At 58.6% G+C, this 13,636-nt stretch carries 12 protein-coding genes and 1 riboswitch; of the genes, 4 read left to right on the top strand and 8 right to left on the bottom strand.

Annotated elements, in window-relative coordinates:
- Window positions 1-83: 83 nt before the first annotated feature.
- Window positions 84-428 carry a hypothetical protein gene (locus tag DSCA_RS28900; protein WP_155319741.1) on the bottom strand — a complete coding sequence of 115 codons (345 nt, stop codon included), beginning with the start codon at window positions 426-428 and terminating at the stop codon, window positions 84-86.
- A gap of 308 nt (window positions 429-736) precedes the next feature.
- Here DSCA_RS28900 and epsC point away from each other — a divergent pair, with 308 nt between their 5' ends.
- On the top strand, window positions 737-1,711 hold the full coding sequence (epsC, locus tag DSCA_RS28895) for a serine O-acetyltransferase EpsC (protein WP_155319740.1): 975 nt from the start codon (window positions 737-739) through the stop codon (window positions 1,709-1,711).
- A gap of 25 nt (window positions 1,712-1,736) precedes the next feature.
- Window positions 1,737-2,657, top strand: a complete 921-nt coding sequence (cysK, locus tag DSCA_RS28890; protein ID WP_155319739.1) for a cysteine synthase A — start codon at window positions 1,737-1,739, stop codon at window positions 2,655-2,657.
- A 218-nt stretch (window positions 2,658-2,875) separates the two neighbouring features.
- On the opposite strand, the gene thiC is transcribed toward cysK, so the two are convergent.
- From thiC to murA, 7 genes are all read right to left on the bottom strand, one after another.
- The gene (gene thiC / locus DSCA_RS28885) at window positions 2,876-4,180 is read right to left on the bottom strand and encodes a phosphomethylpyrimidine synthase ThiC (RefSeq protein WP_155319738.1); all 1,305 of its coding nucleotides are present in this window, start codon (window positions 4,178-4,180) and stop codon (window positions 2,876-2,878) included.
- Window positions 4,181-4,263: 83 nt separating this feature from the next.
- Complete coding sequence (thiF, locus tag DSCA_RS28880) at window positions 4,264-4,890, bottom strand: sulfur carrier protein ThiS adenylyltransferase ThiF (protein WP_197904688.1); 627 nt, start codon at window positions 4,888-4,890, stop codon at window positions 4,264-4,266.
- Window positions 4,891-4,958: 68 nt separating this feature from the next.
- Window positions 4,959-6,065, bottom strand: coding sequence for a 2-iminoacetate synthase ThiH (gene thiH / locus DSCA_RS28875; RefSeq protein WP_155319737.1), 1,107 nt, complete (start codon window positions 6,063-6,065; stop codon window positions 4,959-4,961).
- Window positions 6,062-6,862, bottom strand: a complete 801-nt coding sequence (locus tag DSCA_RS28870) for a thiazole synthase (protein ID WP_155319736.1) — start codon at window positions 6,860-6,862, stop codon at window positions 6,062-6,064. The genes thiH and DSCA_RS28870 overlap by 4 nt, the downstream gene beginning before the upstream one ends.
- Window positions 6,863-6,866: 4 nt before the next feature.
- Window positions 6,867-7,067 carry a sulfur carrier protein ThiS gene (gene thiS / locus DSCA_RS28865; protein ID WP_155319735.1) on the bottom strand — a complete coding sequence of 67 codons (201 nt, stop codon included), beginning with the start codon at window positions 7,065-7,067 and terminating at the stop codon, window positions 6,867-6,869.
- 131 nt (window positions 7,068-7,198) lie between these two features.
- On the bottom strand, window positions 7,199-8,614 hold the full coding sequence (gene ltrA / locus DSCA_RS28860) for a group II intron reverse transcriptase/maturase (protein WP_155319734.1): 1,416 nt from the start codon (window positions 8,612-8,614) through the stop codon (window positions 7,199-7,201).
- A gap of 463 nt (window positions 8,615-9,077) precedes the next feature.
- A riboswitch (TPP riboswitch) is annotated at window positions 9,078-9,186 on the bottom strand.
- A gap of 114 nt (window positions 9,187-9,300) precedes the next feature.
- A complete protein-coding gene (gene murA / locus DSCA_RS28855; RefSeq protein WP_155319733.1) occupies window positions 9,301-10,572 on the bottom strand; it encodes a UDP-N-acetylglucosamine 1-carboxyvinyltransferase in 1,272 nt (423 codons plus the stop codon).
- A 783-nt stretch (window positions 10,573-11,355) separates the two neighbouring features.
- On the opposite strand from murA, the gene DSCA_RS28850 reads away from it, so the two are divergent.
- Window positions 11,356-12,153 carry a DUF6502 family protein gene (locus DSCA_RS28850; RefSeq protein ID WP_155319732.1) on the top strand — a complete coding sequence of 266 codons (798 nt, stop codon included), beginning with the start codon at window positions 11,356-11,358 and terminating at the stop codon, window positions 12,151-12,153.
- A 3-nt stretch (window positions 12,154-12,156) separates the two neighbouring features.
- A complete protein-coding gene (locus DSCA_RS28845; RefSeq protein ID WP_155319731.1) occupies window positions 12,157-13,617 on the top strand; it encodes a DUF5666 domain-containing protein in 1,461 nt (486 codons plus the stop codon).
- Window positions 13,618-13,636 lie beyond the last annotated feature (19 nt).

Below are 13,636 nucleotides of genomic sequence, written 5' to 3'. Positions count from 1 at the left end.
GCGTAGCAGCGCTGCGTTGAGGATTTCGGAGACGTGAGAACGCCGGCCTGGGCCGCAAGATGTTATTTTTTCCGGGGACCGGGCTATTTTTCCGACTCGGTATTCACCACCTGGCGAATCCGGATGGGTCGTTTTTTGGGCCTGGGCGTGAGGCTGTTGTTGATCAGAAACCCTTTGAGCCACCCCTTGGCTTCCCTGGCGGCTTCCTGCTCGGCATAGTAGGCCTTGATGTCCCTGATCATAGGGTAGACCTCATCCACCCGCTGCCACTGGTTGGGGCCCATTTTGGCTTCCAGGGCGTAGAGCACATCTTTGGTTTCCACGGCCACCAGCCGAACGGCAGGCCCCAGTTTCTTTTCGAGGATTCGAATGGTTTCAAGATCCTCAGGGCTTAAGGTGGCGATCTTGAGATCTTCCAGTCCGGTCATGGCGTGCTTCCTTTATCGGTTCAAATCGGTTTAGCGGCGGGTTACGAACCGGTCGAGGCCATACCCGGCTGGCATTGAAAATAATCGGGATTCCGTCGTCCTGTCAATTCCTGCCGGGCGCCGCTTCTGCCATATGCCCCGAAGGGGCCGCTTTTGACAACCTTTTCTTTATGGTTACTCTAAACTGATAACGGCCGTCCCATTTGACCAGCTTGACCGGAGGAAGATCAAAGGTCGCAGGTATCCCCCCCGCCCTCGACCGTAACGCCCCGGTTGAAGACCAACAATTGGAGTTGTGGAGATTATCGATGAAAGAAAGCAGTCCCGTTCCCGATGGTGTTTGCCGGTCGGAAGTCGAGTGCCGCGAGCAGGCGCGGTCCAACCTGCCGGAAATCGCGGAACGCATTATCGATCACTGCGAAAACAGCCCATGCTACACCCACATCGACAGCGAACCCATTCCGTCCGAAGGCTTTGTGGCCGACATCATCGACATGTTCCGGGAACTGCTCTTCCCCGGCTATTTTACCCGGGAAAAGCTTGATCCGGTGAACCTGCGCTACAGCCTGGGGCAGACCGTGTCCAAGCTGTTCGACCTGCTGGCCGACCTGATCACCCACAACATCCGCCATGACTGCCTGCGCTACCATCAATCGTGCAGCGGATGCGAGTCCCGGGGCCACAGCATCGCCCTCGAGGTGATGAACGCCATCCCCGACATCCGCCAGGTCCTGGCCTCGGACGTGCGGGCGGCCTTCGAAGGCGACCCGGCGGCCAAAAGCCATGACGAAGTCATTTTCAGCTATCCGGGCATTTATGCCATCAGCGTCCACCGGGTGGCCCACAGGCTTTACGAGCTGGAGGTCCCCATGCTCCCCCGGATCATGAGCGAGCATGCCCACAGCATTACCGGAATCGACATCCATCCCGGAGCAACCATCGGAGGACGCTTTGTGATCGATCACGGCACCGGGGTGGTCATCGGCGAAACCACCGAAATCGGCAACAACGTGCGCATCTACCAGGGAGTGACCCTGGGTGCCCTGAGCCTGCCCAAGGATGCGGGAGAACTGCTGCGCGGGAAAAAACGGCATCCGACCATCGAAGACGATGTCATCATCTATTCGGGCGCCACCGTTCTGGGCGGGGATACGTTGATCGGCGCCCGTTCGGTGGTCGGCGGCAGCGTCTGGCTGACCGAATCCATTCCGCCGGACACCACCGTAATGATGGAAATGCCCAGACTGATCATCAAGGACGCCCGCCGGAAGGCCGGCAGTTGAAGCCAGCCCCTGCAAGGAGGAAATCATGACCGTTCACCAAGCCATTGACAGCACCATCGGCCGGACCCCGCTGGTTCGGCTGAACCGGACCGGGGAAGGACTTCATGCCGAGGTCGACGCCAAACTGGAATTTTTCAACCCCCTGGGCAGCGTCAAAGACCGCATCGCCGCAGCCATGATCGACGATGCGGAAAAAAACGGACAGCTGGGGCCCGACACCCTGATCGTGGAGCCGACCAGCGGCAACACCGGTATCGGGCTGGCCTTTATCTGTGCGGCCCGGGGGTACCGGCTTTGCCTCACCATGCCCGAAACCATGAGTGTCGAGCGCCAGAAACTGTTGCGGCACCTGGGGTCGCAGCTGGTGCTCACCCCCGGGCCCCAGGGCATGGGGGGGGCCATTGAAACGGCCAATGGCATCGTGGCCAAAAATCCGGGGGCGTTCATGCCCAACCAGTTCGAGAACCCGGCCAACCCCCGCATCCACCGGGAAACAACGGCCGAAGAGATCTGGGCGGATACCGATGGTGAGGTGGACATCCTGGTAAGCGGTGTGGGTACCGGCGGCACACTCACCGGAGTGGGTGGTTTTCTCAAGGAGAAGAAACCCGGTTTTCGCGTCGTGGCCGTGGAGCCGAGCGCCTCACCCATACTTTCCGGCGGCGAAAAAGGGCCCCACAAGATCCAGGGCATCGGTGCAGGTTTCGTTCCCCGGGTGCTGGACCAGACGCTGATCGACGAGGTGGTCACCGTTTCCAACGACGATGCCTTTGAAACCGCCCGCGGCCTGGCCGCCCGGGAAGGCATCCTGTGCGGCATCTCCTCGGGTGCTGCGGTGTGGGCCGCCCTTCAGGTTGCATCCCGGGCGGAAAACGCCGGCAAACGCATCGTTACCGTGCTGCCCAGTACGGGGGAGCGGTACATAAGTACTGAACTGTTCATTTAGTGTTTGTTCGTAAACGGCATCTTTTGGTCCATGCCGTTGTTCCAAACAGCCGAAAAGCCGGGAGTCGCCAAGAAACACCTGTTCTCAATCAGTAGGTTGGGAATCAGATCAAAGCCGCAGAATAATTGAAGCCACAGGCGTAGCAGCGCCACGTCGAGGATTCCGATGATTCGAGAACGCTGAAATGGCCCCCAAGATGCCGCTTGAGAGCATGCGTTCTAATCGTTAAGCTGTATATCCTTGCCCGCCAACACCCGGTTCATGTTGCGGACGGCACACATCTTTCCGCACATGGTGCAGCTGTCCTCCTGCTCGGGTTGAGAACTTTCACGATAGCGTCTTGCTTTGTCCGGATCCATGGCCAGCCCGAGCATCTTCTCCCAGTCCAGATCCGCCCGCGCCTGGGCCATGGTATCGTCCCAGCGCCGGGCGCCGGGGATGCCTTTGGCGATATCGGCGGCATGGGCGGCGATGCGGGCGGCAATGATGCCTTCCTTCATGTCTTCCAGATCGGGCAGGCGCAGGTGCTCGGCCGGAGTGACGTAACAGAGGAAATCGGCGCCGTTGGCAGCGGCCACGGCCCCGCCGATGGCGCTGGTGATGTGGTCGTAGCCGGGGGCCACGTCGGTGACGATGGGGCCCAGCACGTAAAAGGGCGCTCCATGACACAAGCGCTTTTCCAGCATCATGTTGCCGGCGATTTCGTTCAGGGCCATGTGCCCCGGCCCCTCGATCATCACCTGAACATCTTTTTCCCAGGCCTTTCTGGTCAATTCACCCAAGGTAATCAACTCCTCCACCTGGCAGGCATCGGTTGCGTCGTGCAGGCAGCCGGGCCGGCACCCATCTCCCAGACTCAGGCTCACATCGTATGCCCGGCAGATATCCAGCAGCCGGTCGTAGTATTCGTAAAAGGGATTTTCCCGGTCGTTGAGCGCCATCCAGGTGAACATGAGCGATCCACCCCGGGAGACAATGTTGGTAATGCGTTCCCGGCGCTTGATTTTTTCGGCTGCACCGCGGTTGATACCGGCGTGGATGGTGAGAAAATCCACGCCGTCGTCGCAGTGGCGCTCCACCACCTCGAAGATCTCGTCCGCTGTAAGATCCTTGAGATCCTTGTCGTAAAAGCCCACGGCATCGTATATCGGAACGGTGCCGATCATGGCCGGCGACAGGTCAACCAGTTTGCGCCGGAAATCGCGGGTTTTCCCATAACAGCTCAGGTCCATGATGGCTTCGGCTTTCATCGCCAGGGCCATTTTGACCTTGTCCATTTCCAGATCGACATCGGGGCAGTCCTTGGAAATGCCCAAATTGACGTTGATCTTGGTTCGAAGGCCCTGTCCGACCCCCTCCGCATCAAGGTTCTTGTGGTTCTTGTTGGCCGGGATGATCACCTGGCCGGCGGCAATCAACTCACGCAGGGCTTCTGGCGTCATCTGCTCCTTTTGGGCAACAGTTACCATCTGGGGAGTGATGATGCCTTTCCGTGCGGCGTCCATCTGGGTGGCGTAGTTCATGGGAGTCCTCATTCAATACTTGGTGTTTAGGGGCCAAGGACTCCAAGGGCAAGGGCCTGGCCGGATTGTCAAACGGATGTCTTCTAACCTTGAACCCGTTCTTCCAAAATTTTTTCAATCACCACATCCGCCTGTTTGGCGGCAGCGATGCCGACGATGGCAGAGGTGGGCGGCAGGACCGCGGATATTTCCGAACGCCCGTCACCGACCAGGTAAAAGCTGTCGCGGACCCGCCGGGTGAGGATCCGGTCGCTCTGCCCCCAGCCGCCGATGCCCGATGCGCAGACCAGCAACCGGGGGCCGGCCATGAAGCTGTCGGCCATCATTTTTTTGTCCCGGGCACGGTCCAGGGCTTCGACAATCAGATGGCAGTCCCGGAACACATGCCGGACGTTGCCGGCATCCAGGCGAACATCAAGGCCCTGCATCTCGAGGTCCGGATTGATTCGCTGCAGGTTGACGCCGAGAGCCCTCACCTTCTTCATGCCCACCTGGTCAAGGAAGTAGAACTGGCGGTTCAGGTTGGAAGGGGCCACATGATCGAAGTCGGCGACGACCAGCCGGCGGATGCCGGACCGCACCAGGTGAACGGCGGTGTTGGAGCCCAGGCCGCCGGCTCCGGCGATACCCACGCACACCGCTTCAAATCGTTGGATCTGATCATCCGTAAAATGGGTGCGAAGGCCGGCGAGCAACGGATTATCCATCATTGATCATCTCTTTCGCCACGCCCGGTGGCCTGTCGGCGCGCCCCTTGCGCCCATAGCGCTTCAGCCGATCACCCCAGACACTGCCAATCCTTGAACACCGGCTGCCATCCGGCCCGACGAAGCATGGCCACCATTTCGGGCACCGACCGTTCGTCGGATATATCGAACTGACCGACGGATGCGTTCTCCTCGGTCCGGCCGCCGACGGCCGTGCAGGATCCGGCGGACATGCGGGTGACCCCCAGCGGCAGGAGGCGGTCCCTGAAGCGGGCGTTTTCGCGTGTGGAGATGGTGATGCCCACCCGGGGCAAGAACAGGCGCAGGGCGGTCATCGTCTGGACGATGTGGCGGTCCTCGACGATGCATCCGGGCTGAAAACCGCCCACGTGAGGCCGCATTCGCGGCAGCGAGACACTGATCTCCGTCTCCGGATAACGGTCCTGCAAGTACCGGGCGTGCATCGCGGTAAAGAAGATGTCCCGCCGCCAGTCGTCCAGGCCCAGGAGGGCCCCCACGTTGACCGCGCGCATGCCTGCCAGGCAGGCCCTGTCGGGCGCATCCAGGCGGAAGCGGTAGTCCCGCTTGGGGCCTTTGGGGTGCAGTCGACCATAAAGCGTTTCGTTGTAAGTTTCCTGGTAGATGGTCAGGCTGTCGACCCGGGCATCGATAAGGCGCCGGTAGTCGGATTGCGACAAGGCATAAATTTCTATGCCGATGGCCGGGAAATACCGCCGCAGCACCCCGCAGCACGCCGCGATATAATCCACGCTGGCCTTGGCCGGGGCGTCGCCAGTGAGAATCAGGATGTGTTTGAGCCCGGTGTCGGCCACGGCGCAGGCTTCGACGTCGAGCTCGGCCAAGGTTAACTGGCGCCGAACGATACGGTTGTCCCGGTTGAATCCGCAGTAAACGCAGCTGTTGGTGCAGAAATTGGACAGGTACAAGGGGGTGTAGAGCACCATGGTGCGGCCGAATTGGGCCACCGTCAGGTCGTGGGCCTGCCGGGCCATCTGTTCCAGATGTGGTTCGGCCGCCGGCGACAGCAGACACAGAAACGCCTCGGGGGATATGGTGCGGCTGCCCAGCACCCGCTGAACATCTTCGTCGGTTACCGATTCCACCTGACGGATAAGATCGCCGTCTCCAAGGGCGGTAATTGGATCAAAAAAACTCATGACGGGTCCGTTTGCTCGTATAGAAAGCCGGTCAGCGGGGAGGATGCCGCCGCAGCGGAGCGTATTGCGCCCGGTCCGGCGCGCCAGGCATCCCGGCCGGCCCGGATGGCGGCGGCAAAGGCCCCGGCCATGCCCACCGGGTCTGCGGCACTGGCAATGGCCGTGTTGACCAGGCAGGCGTCGGCGCCCATCTCCATGGCCTCGCAGGCCTGCGACGGTTTGCCGATGCCTGCATCCACCACCACGGGGACCTTGATTTCGTCGATAATGATCTGCAGCATCTCCCGGGTGGTCAGCCCCCGGTTGGTTCCGATAGGCGCCCCTAAGGGCATGACCGCGGCGGCGCCCGCATCCTCCAGCTGGCGGGCGACGATCGGGTCGGCATTGATGTAGGGGAGCACCACGAACCCCTCCTCCACCAGTATTCTGGTCGCCCGGACGGTTTCGTTGCCCTCGGGCAGCAGGTGCCTGTTGTCCGGAATAACCTCGATTTTTACCCAATTGCCGCAACCGGTGGCCCGGGCCAGGCGGGCGATGCGAACGGCCTCTTCGGCGGTGCGCGCACCGGAGGTGTTGGGCAGCAGTTGCATGTGATCGGGAATATGCTGCATCACATTGTCGGTGGCGGCTTCGAAATCGACCCGACGAAGGGCAACGGTGATGATTCGCGATCCCGACGCCGCGGCAATATCCGGTATCATCTCGTCGGACGGGTATTTGCCGGTGCCGACCAGCAGGCGTGAATCAAATTCCTGCCCTCCGATGATCAGGGGGTCTGTAGATGGTTTTGTGCGCATGGCGTTATCCTCCACCCACGAATCTGAGGATTTCGAGGGTATCGTTTCCCTGCAGGGTAATCCGGTCCCAATCGGCCGACGCGACAATCGCCAGGTTGCGCTCCACCACCACGGTGGTCGGATCCAGGTCCTTCGCCCGGATCAGATCGCCGATGGTGGTGCCGGTGGCCACCGACGTCCGTCTACCGTTAAGCTGGATGTCCATTGTCTCCTCCACGCTGCCGTTGCCCTGTATTTTGGCTCCTAATGGCAACTGACCAATCGAGTAGAGGGGGGCCTCACGGCCTCCCCCTCTCACACCACCGGGCATACGTGCTACGTACCCGGCGGTTTCTTTTAGCGGTTTAACAACAAATACCTGTTGGTCAGGTTTATCATTCCAACCTTTTCGAACCATTGGATCGGCATGGCTTCGTTGGCCTGCGGGGAACCTGCCATGCGCCACCATCCTTTTCCAGATAGTGCTAACAGCCAGGATCGCCATTCCGGCTCGCCTTGATCAACCAAAAAGTCTACAATCGGCTTTGGCCGTTTACGTTGTTTCAGACGATAGCACCGAACTTTGCGCCGTAGCCATTGATCCAGATGCCTTAAGTACTTCCGGCATCGCGCGTAGCGAAAGTATGTTATCCAACCGGTCAGGTACTCATTTAACTTCCGAATGACCGTCATCATACTCACACCCCGGTTCCGACGGGTGATCTGTCGGATCCGATCTTTTACTCGCTTTAGACTGGCCGGGGCAATGCCCAGCCAGCCGCCTGGCATCAGCCTGTAGCCCAGAAACTTCCGTTCCTGGACGGGCGCCACTGCGCTCTTGGCCTGATTCACGCGTAAACATAGCTTCTTTTCCAGAAAGCGGGTAATCGACTGCATGACCCGCTCTCCGGCACGCTTTGTCCGGACGTAGATGTTGCAATCATCGGCATACCGGCAGAACCGGTGGCCGCGCCGTTCCAATTCCTTATCCAAATCGTCAAGCAGAAGGTTCGCCAACAGCGGGGATAAGGGACCGCCTTGCGGAGTCCCTTCCACACGGCGTATTTTTACCCCCTCTTGCAGCATGCCCGCCTCCAGGAACCGACGAATAACCCGCAGAAGCCGTTTGTCTCCGATCCAGCGGCATAGACGACCCATCAGCACATCGTGGTTGACCCGGTCGAAAAACTTCTCCAGGTCCATGTCCACCACGACCTCATGGCCAGAGGCCACGTACTCCTGAGCTTGTTTCAGTGCTGTGTGGGCGCTGTGCCTTGGCCGAAAGCCATGGCTGGCAGGTGAAAACGTCGCGTCCAGAATTGGCTCCAATACCTGCAGGATTGCCTGCTGGACAAGCCGATCCACCACCGTTGGTATACCCAATTGTCGCATACCACCGGCTGGCTTGGGGATTTGCACGCCCCTGATCTGACAGGGCTTGTAGGTGCCGGTGACCAACTGCTCGATCAACTGCCCTTTATGGGTGCTCAGCCACGGGCTTAGGTCGTCGACGGTCATCCCGTCGATCCCTGCTGATCCCTTGTTGGCTTTCACACGCCGATAGGCAGCGTTCAGGTTGGATGGAAGGACCACCCGTTCCATCAGGTCCTGCGTCAAGGCTCGTTGCTGGGCCACCGCCGCAAACGCTTGCTGCTCCTCGCTCGTTCCAGATCCGCTTCCGGCTTCTCCAAAATCGACGGGGCGTATAACCGATCCTACCTGCTCGAACAGGCTCAGTTGTTCTGTTATACCTTGCTGCCGCTCCACGTTCATCGAGATGTCTCAGACTGCTCCTTGGACTAAAGGATTCGGCCCTTCAACCGGTCTGGTCTACTATGGCCTCTGCTGACTTCTCCAAACGCATCCCGTAGCCTTACGGCATCGGTAGTCTGCTCGTCAGACACGTTTGGAGATCTCCCAGGGTAAGACGGAATCCTTTCCCTCGGCTCCCGCCGGATTTACCTATGTCGCATCCGAGTGGCTATCGGGCTTCTCTGTCCATGGCCAGATTACCCTGCGAGCATCGGCCTTGTATCCGGTTTCTGTTCGTCGGGTCCGAGTTTTGCCTCCGGCTTCCTCCAGACCTTGCCTCGCGACAACGCCCTTGCCTTCGGCTAACAGTTCCGACCACTACGGCCTGTTCGGGACTTGCACCCTATAGGATTACGTCATGCCTGGCACACCATAAAAAAAGGCCTGCCTCAAGAGGCAAGCCTGACAAAAAAGAACCCAAACTGTTTTTCTTGTCGCGCTTCCCTACGGCAGTATTATCTGCATCAGGTTCAAAGGGTCGGCGCCGATGCGCCATCTCAGCCCCCTCGGTCGGGGCACCCCCAGCATCGTGTTCAATCTGATATGTTAGAATTTACGGTCGCTAAAGTCAAGACGGCAGCGGGCCGCGCATGCGAAGTGAGATCAAGAATCCGGACTGGTGGAAGCCGTTGCCGGATGGGCGGCGGCTATTTTCTGACCACCCTGGCGCCCAGCTGTTGGAATCGGCTCTCGATATCGAAATGCCCCCGATCGATCTGGTAGACATTGCGGATGATGGTTTTTTCCGGGCAGGCCAGTCCTGCCAGCAGAATGCACGATGCGGCCCGGATGTTGTCCGGGTTGGTGTCGGCGCCCCTGAAGGTGGTGGGGCCGTTGACGATCGCCAGGCCGTCCTCTTCATCCAGTTCGATGGACGCCCCCAGCTTTCTCAGCTCCGCCACCTGGCTGAAGCGCTTGTCGAAAATGCGCTCCCGGATGTAGCTTTGCCCGTCGGCGACGCAGGACAGGGCCATGATGGCCGGCTGGAAATCCGTGGCAAACCCCGGGTAGGGGCAGGTCAGCACGTTCACCGGCTTCAGGTGGCGGCCCGGTGAGGAGACGTCCAGCACGTGACCGTTAATACCAATATCGATCCCCATCTGCATCATCTTTTCGATGAGAATGCGGATATCTCCGGGAGCGACGCCGATAATCGAGATTTTCCCCCCGGCAATACCGGCGGCCATCATCCACAGGCCGGCATCCAGCCGGTCGTTCATGGCGTAATAGTCGATGGGGTTCAACGCCGGCACGCCCTCCACCGTCAGTGTGCGGGTGCCCAGGCCGTGGATTTTGGCGCCCATTTTGATCAGGAAGTTGGCAAAATCGGTTATTTCAGGATCGGACGCGGCATTTTCGATGACGGACACCCCCGTCGAATAACAGGCCGCCATCATCAGGTTTTCCGTGCCGGTGTGACTGGGAAAATCCAGGTACATGGTCGTGCCGGTGAAATCTTCGCCGCTGATTACAAAATCATCTTCACTGGTGATCTGCGCCCCCAGCCGGGCAAACCCCCGGTAGTGGTAGTTCAGGTTCCGGGCGCCCAGGGGGCAGCCGCCCACACTGGGCAGTCGTACTTCCCCCAGCCGCGCCAGCAGCGGCGGGATGAAAAGCACCGAGGCACGCAGCCGGCAGGTGAGTGACTCCGGAAGGTCCGACCGGGTCAGGTGGGTCGCATCGACGGACACCACCTTTTCGTTGGGGAAGTAGTCCACCCTGGCACCCACGTAACGCATGAGTTCAAAGGCGACGAGGATATCGTTCAACGGGGGTACGTTGCGGATGACGCTGCACCCTTTTTCGGGGAGCAGGGATGCCGCCAGCATGGGAAGGATGGCGTTTTTTGATCCCTGGACACAGACACTGCCCGAAAGGGGGGTTCCCCCCTCGATTTCGATGAATTCCTGACCGGTCATTTAATTTGCCTCTCTAGTGTTCGTCCAGAAATAGGCCAGTTTAGCCGAGATCAAGGCGCGCGAAAAATTTTACCGCAGGCATATGGTTGATATTCCGAGGATAAAATTTTGAGCGCAACGCAGATATCGGGCAAATTGACCATTTATGGGTGGGCTCTCTCTATGGTTTTACACGCAACGGCAGAACCACCGCCACGAAAATCAGCGCCTCCGACTCCTGGCACCGTCCGATAAATAGGCACAAAAGCATGCCGACGGCAACCGCTTTTATTCATGGGCAGGCCCCGGCGACAACAAGGCAATGGGGGGCAATTGGGGTCAGACGCCCCGAGCGCTGGATACCGGCAGACGCCGCATTTCAAGCCGCCCGGACGTTCCTTCAGGCCACCGGATCGGAAGTAAAGGAAGCTCATCCCCGGGCTTGAGGTCCACTTTCGACTCCCGGGCAAAAAAAAGGATGGCCGTTGATGACATGACGGATTCATAAAAAAAACAATACCTGCGTTACGGGCCATCCCCCGTCACTGCGTTGTACCGTAAGCACCCATCATTCCAAGGAATCTTCAAGCCTGATCTCCAATTTCTTACGAACCCGTCGTTAAAACGACTTTTTACAAGGGCATCATGGCTTGACAACGCGCAAAAAATTTGGGAATTTTTTCCCAAACAATCCCGTTTCTGAACATAATACCCTGATTGCATCTCGCCCCCGCTCGCCGGGATCAGGCGTAACCGGTCCGACTTATAAAGGCCATGGAATCTGCTGCCCTGAAGACACTGACGATGGCTGTTGTTCGCATATTGCGCCCCCTTGTACGCATTTTGTTGCGCAACGGCGTCTCCTTCAGGACATTCAGCGATATCGCCAAGGGGGTTTATGTAGATACCGCCGCAAATGAGTTCGGCCTTGACAACCGTAAGCAGACCATATCCCGCATTTCGGTGATTACCGGCTTATCCCGCAAGGAAGTAAAACGGGTAAAGGAAAAATCCCGCCCTTCGGACGCTGAAATTGCAGAGCGATACAACCGGGCCGCCAGGGTCATCGCGGCCTGGCGGCGGGAACCGCGGTATACTGATCGAAGCGGAACGCCGCTTGTACTTCCGTTGACGGGCGATGGGCCTTCCTTTGCGGAATTGGTCCGACAATTCAGTGGCGACCTGCCCTATCGGGCCATACTGGATGAACTCGTCAATACAGACGCCGTAGAGATAACCGACATGCATCGCGTGAAATTGCTCCGCCCCGCCTATGTTTCCGCGACTGATGACCCTGTCAATCTTCATATCCTCGGGACGGACGCGGGCCTCCTGATCGAGACCATCGACCACAATATGCAGGCAGACGAATCTCGACGGGTTTTCCAGAGAAAAGTCAGCTATGACAATTTGCCCGAAGCAGCGTTGCCCGTTTTTGAGGTCATGGCTGCGGAATCAGCCCAACATCTCCTGGAGAAACTTGACGGATGGCTGGCACGAAACGACCGGGATTCCAATCCGGAGGTGCAGGGCGTCGGCAGACATTGCGCCGGATTGGGCATCTATTACTTTCAGCGCCCACACAGCGATAAGGACGGATAAGCCATGAAGCCCACGGTAAATATGCTTCATCTTACGGTGTTATTTTTCCTCCTGACCGCCGCATCCTGCGGCGGCGGCGGCGAAATTGCGGACGGGGGAGGTATTGGAGGAACCGGTGTTGTCAGCACCGGTTCGGTAACCGCCATTGGCAGCGTCTGGGTCAACGGCGTCAGGTTCGATACCAGTGAGGCCGGGGTTTATGTGGGCGACCGATTTCAAGGAAGCGGCGATCAGGCCGTCATCGACAATCTGGATCCGGGAAGGGTCGTGCGGGTCATCGGGCGACTGACCCCCGACGGCAACGGCAACGCCGACAGGGTGTATTATGATCCGTTACTGGTTGGACCCGTTCAAGCAATTGATACCATTGATGATTCAACTTTGGTTCTGACGATTCTGGGACAACGGGTGATCGTTGACGACCGAACCGTACTCAACAATCTGAGCATCGATGCACTGACCACGGAAAATCTTGCAGAGGTTTCAGGCTTCTTTAACGAGGTCAATCAAATACAGGCCACCTTTCTGCTCCACTTGGCCGATGCGGCCGCTCCGGGTGTCATTTTCACCATCACCGGCCCGGTCAGCACACTGAATCCGGTCAACCGGACGTTCCAAATTAACGATCAGGAAATCGATTACCGCCAAGTGGAAAACGGGCAGGGGCTGCCGTCCGGTATGGCAGACGGGAGCATGGTCACCGTTACCGGCCAGATGGCGGATAACGGTGCCGTCTTCATCGCTATCGCCATAGGCAATTACGGACGTTTGGGAGAAATCGAAACGGATTACATGGAGATTGAAAGCATTATCAGTGCTGCTCTGGATCAAAACCGGTTTCAGTTGGAAGGAATTCCGGTTGAAATTTCACCTGCGACCGAGTTTGCCGGAGGAGACAGCGAGGATCTGCTGGCCGGGGTCGGGTTGGAAGTGGAGGGCAACTATTCAGCAGGTGTCGTCTTCGCAGAGAAGATAGCGTTCAACCAGGTTTTCAGGGCGGAATCGCACCTGGCCGAAAAAGACCCGTCCGGGAACACGCTGACGCTTGCCGGGTTGGACGGGCTGACCCTCCAGGTCAATGCTCTCACACGGTACTCCGGTTCAACCGACAGTTTCCAGCAATTGAATGCGGGGGACCACCTGGTGATCAAAGGGTGGCCGACAGATCATCGGACAATAACGGCGACCCGGATCTTCGGGTTACCGGAGGTTCAGAATAAAATTTTTCTTCGCGGCAGCGTCACGTCAATCAACGATCCGGTCCTTACCATCAACGGTGTGGCCATCGATACGGATGAGATCCCTGATGACGGATTCTTTGCCGCTGACGAGATGTCGGTAACCAAAGAGGTCTTTTTTGCCCGGTTACAGGAAAATGACCCGGTGGCGGTCAGGGGAGAACTGCTTGCCGGCAATTCGGTGGTCTGGGAAACGATCACCATGGGTTCAGAACCAACGGAATAGACGGGTTGAAGGTTTAGAT

Source organism: Desulfosarcina alkanivorans (assembly GCF_009688945.1).
Lineage (GTDB): Bacteria > Desulfobacterota > Desulfobacteria > Desulfobacterales > Desulfosarcinaceae > Desulfosarcina > Desulfosarcina alkanivorans.
The sequence above is the reverse complement of the archived record's forward strand: the minus strand, read 5'-3'. Positions and strand labels throughout refer to the sequence as shown.

Coding starts and splice junctions, on each gene's coding strand:
- epsC (WP_155319740.1), top strand. CDS start 737: ATGAAAGAAAGCAGTCCCGTTCCCGATGGTGTTTGCCGGTCGGAAGTC.
- thiC (WP_155319738.1), bottom strand. CDS start 4,180: ATGAACTACGCCACCCAGATGGACGCCGCACGGAAAGGCATCATCACT.
- ltrA (WP_155319734.1), bottom strand. CDS start 8,614: ATGAACGTGGAGCGGCAGCAAGGTATAACAGAACAACTGAGCCTGTTC.
- thiF (WP_197904688.1), bottom strand. CDS start 4,890: ATGATGGATAATCCGTTGCTCGCCGGCCTTCGCACCCATTTTACGGAT.
- thiS (WP_155319735.1), bottom strand. CDS start 7,067: ATGGACATCCAGCTTAACGGTAGACGGACGTCGGTGGCCACCGGCACC.
- murA (WP_155319733.1), bottom strand. CDS start 10,572: ATGACCGGTCAGGAATTCATCGAAATCGAGGGGGGAACCCCCCTTTCG.
- cysK (WP_155319739.1), top strand. CDS start 1,737: ATGACCGTTCACCAAGCCATTGACAGCACCATCGGCCGGACCCCGCTG.
- DSCA_RS28870 (WP_155319736.1), bottom strand. CDS start 6,862: ATGCGCACAAAACCATCTACAGACCCCCTGATCATCGGAGGGCAGGAA.
- thiH (WP_155319737.1), bottom strand. CDS start 6,065: ATGAGTTTTTTTGATCCAATTACCGCCCTTGGAGACGGCGATCTTATC.
- DSCA_RS28845 (WP_155319731.1), top strand. CDS start 12,157: ATGAAGCCCACGGTAAATATGCTTCATCTTACGGTGTTATTTTTCCTC.
- DSCA_RS28900 (WP_155319741.1), bottom strand. CDS start 428: ATGACCGGACTGGAAGATCTCAAGATCGCCACCTTAAGCCCTGAGGAT.
- DSCA_RS28850 (WP_155319732.1), top strand. CDS start 11,356: ATGGCTGTTGTTCGCATATTGCGCCCCCTTGTACGCATTTTGTTGCGC.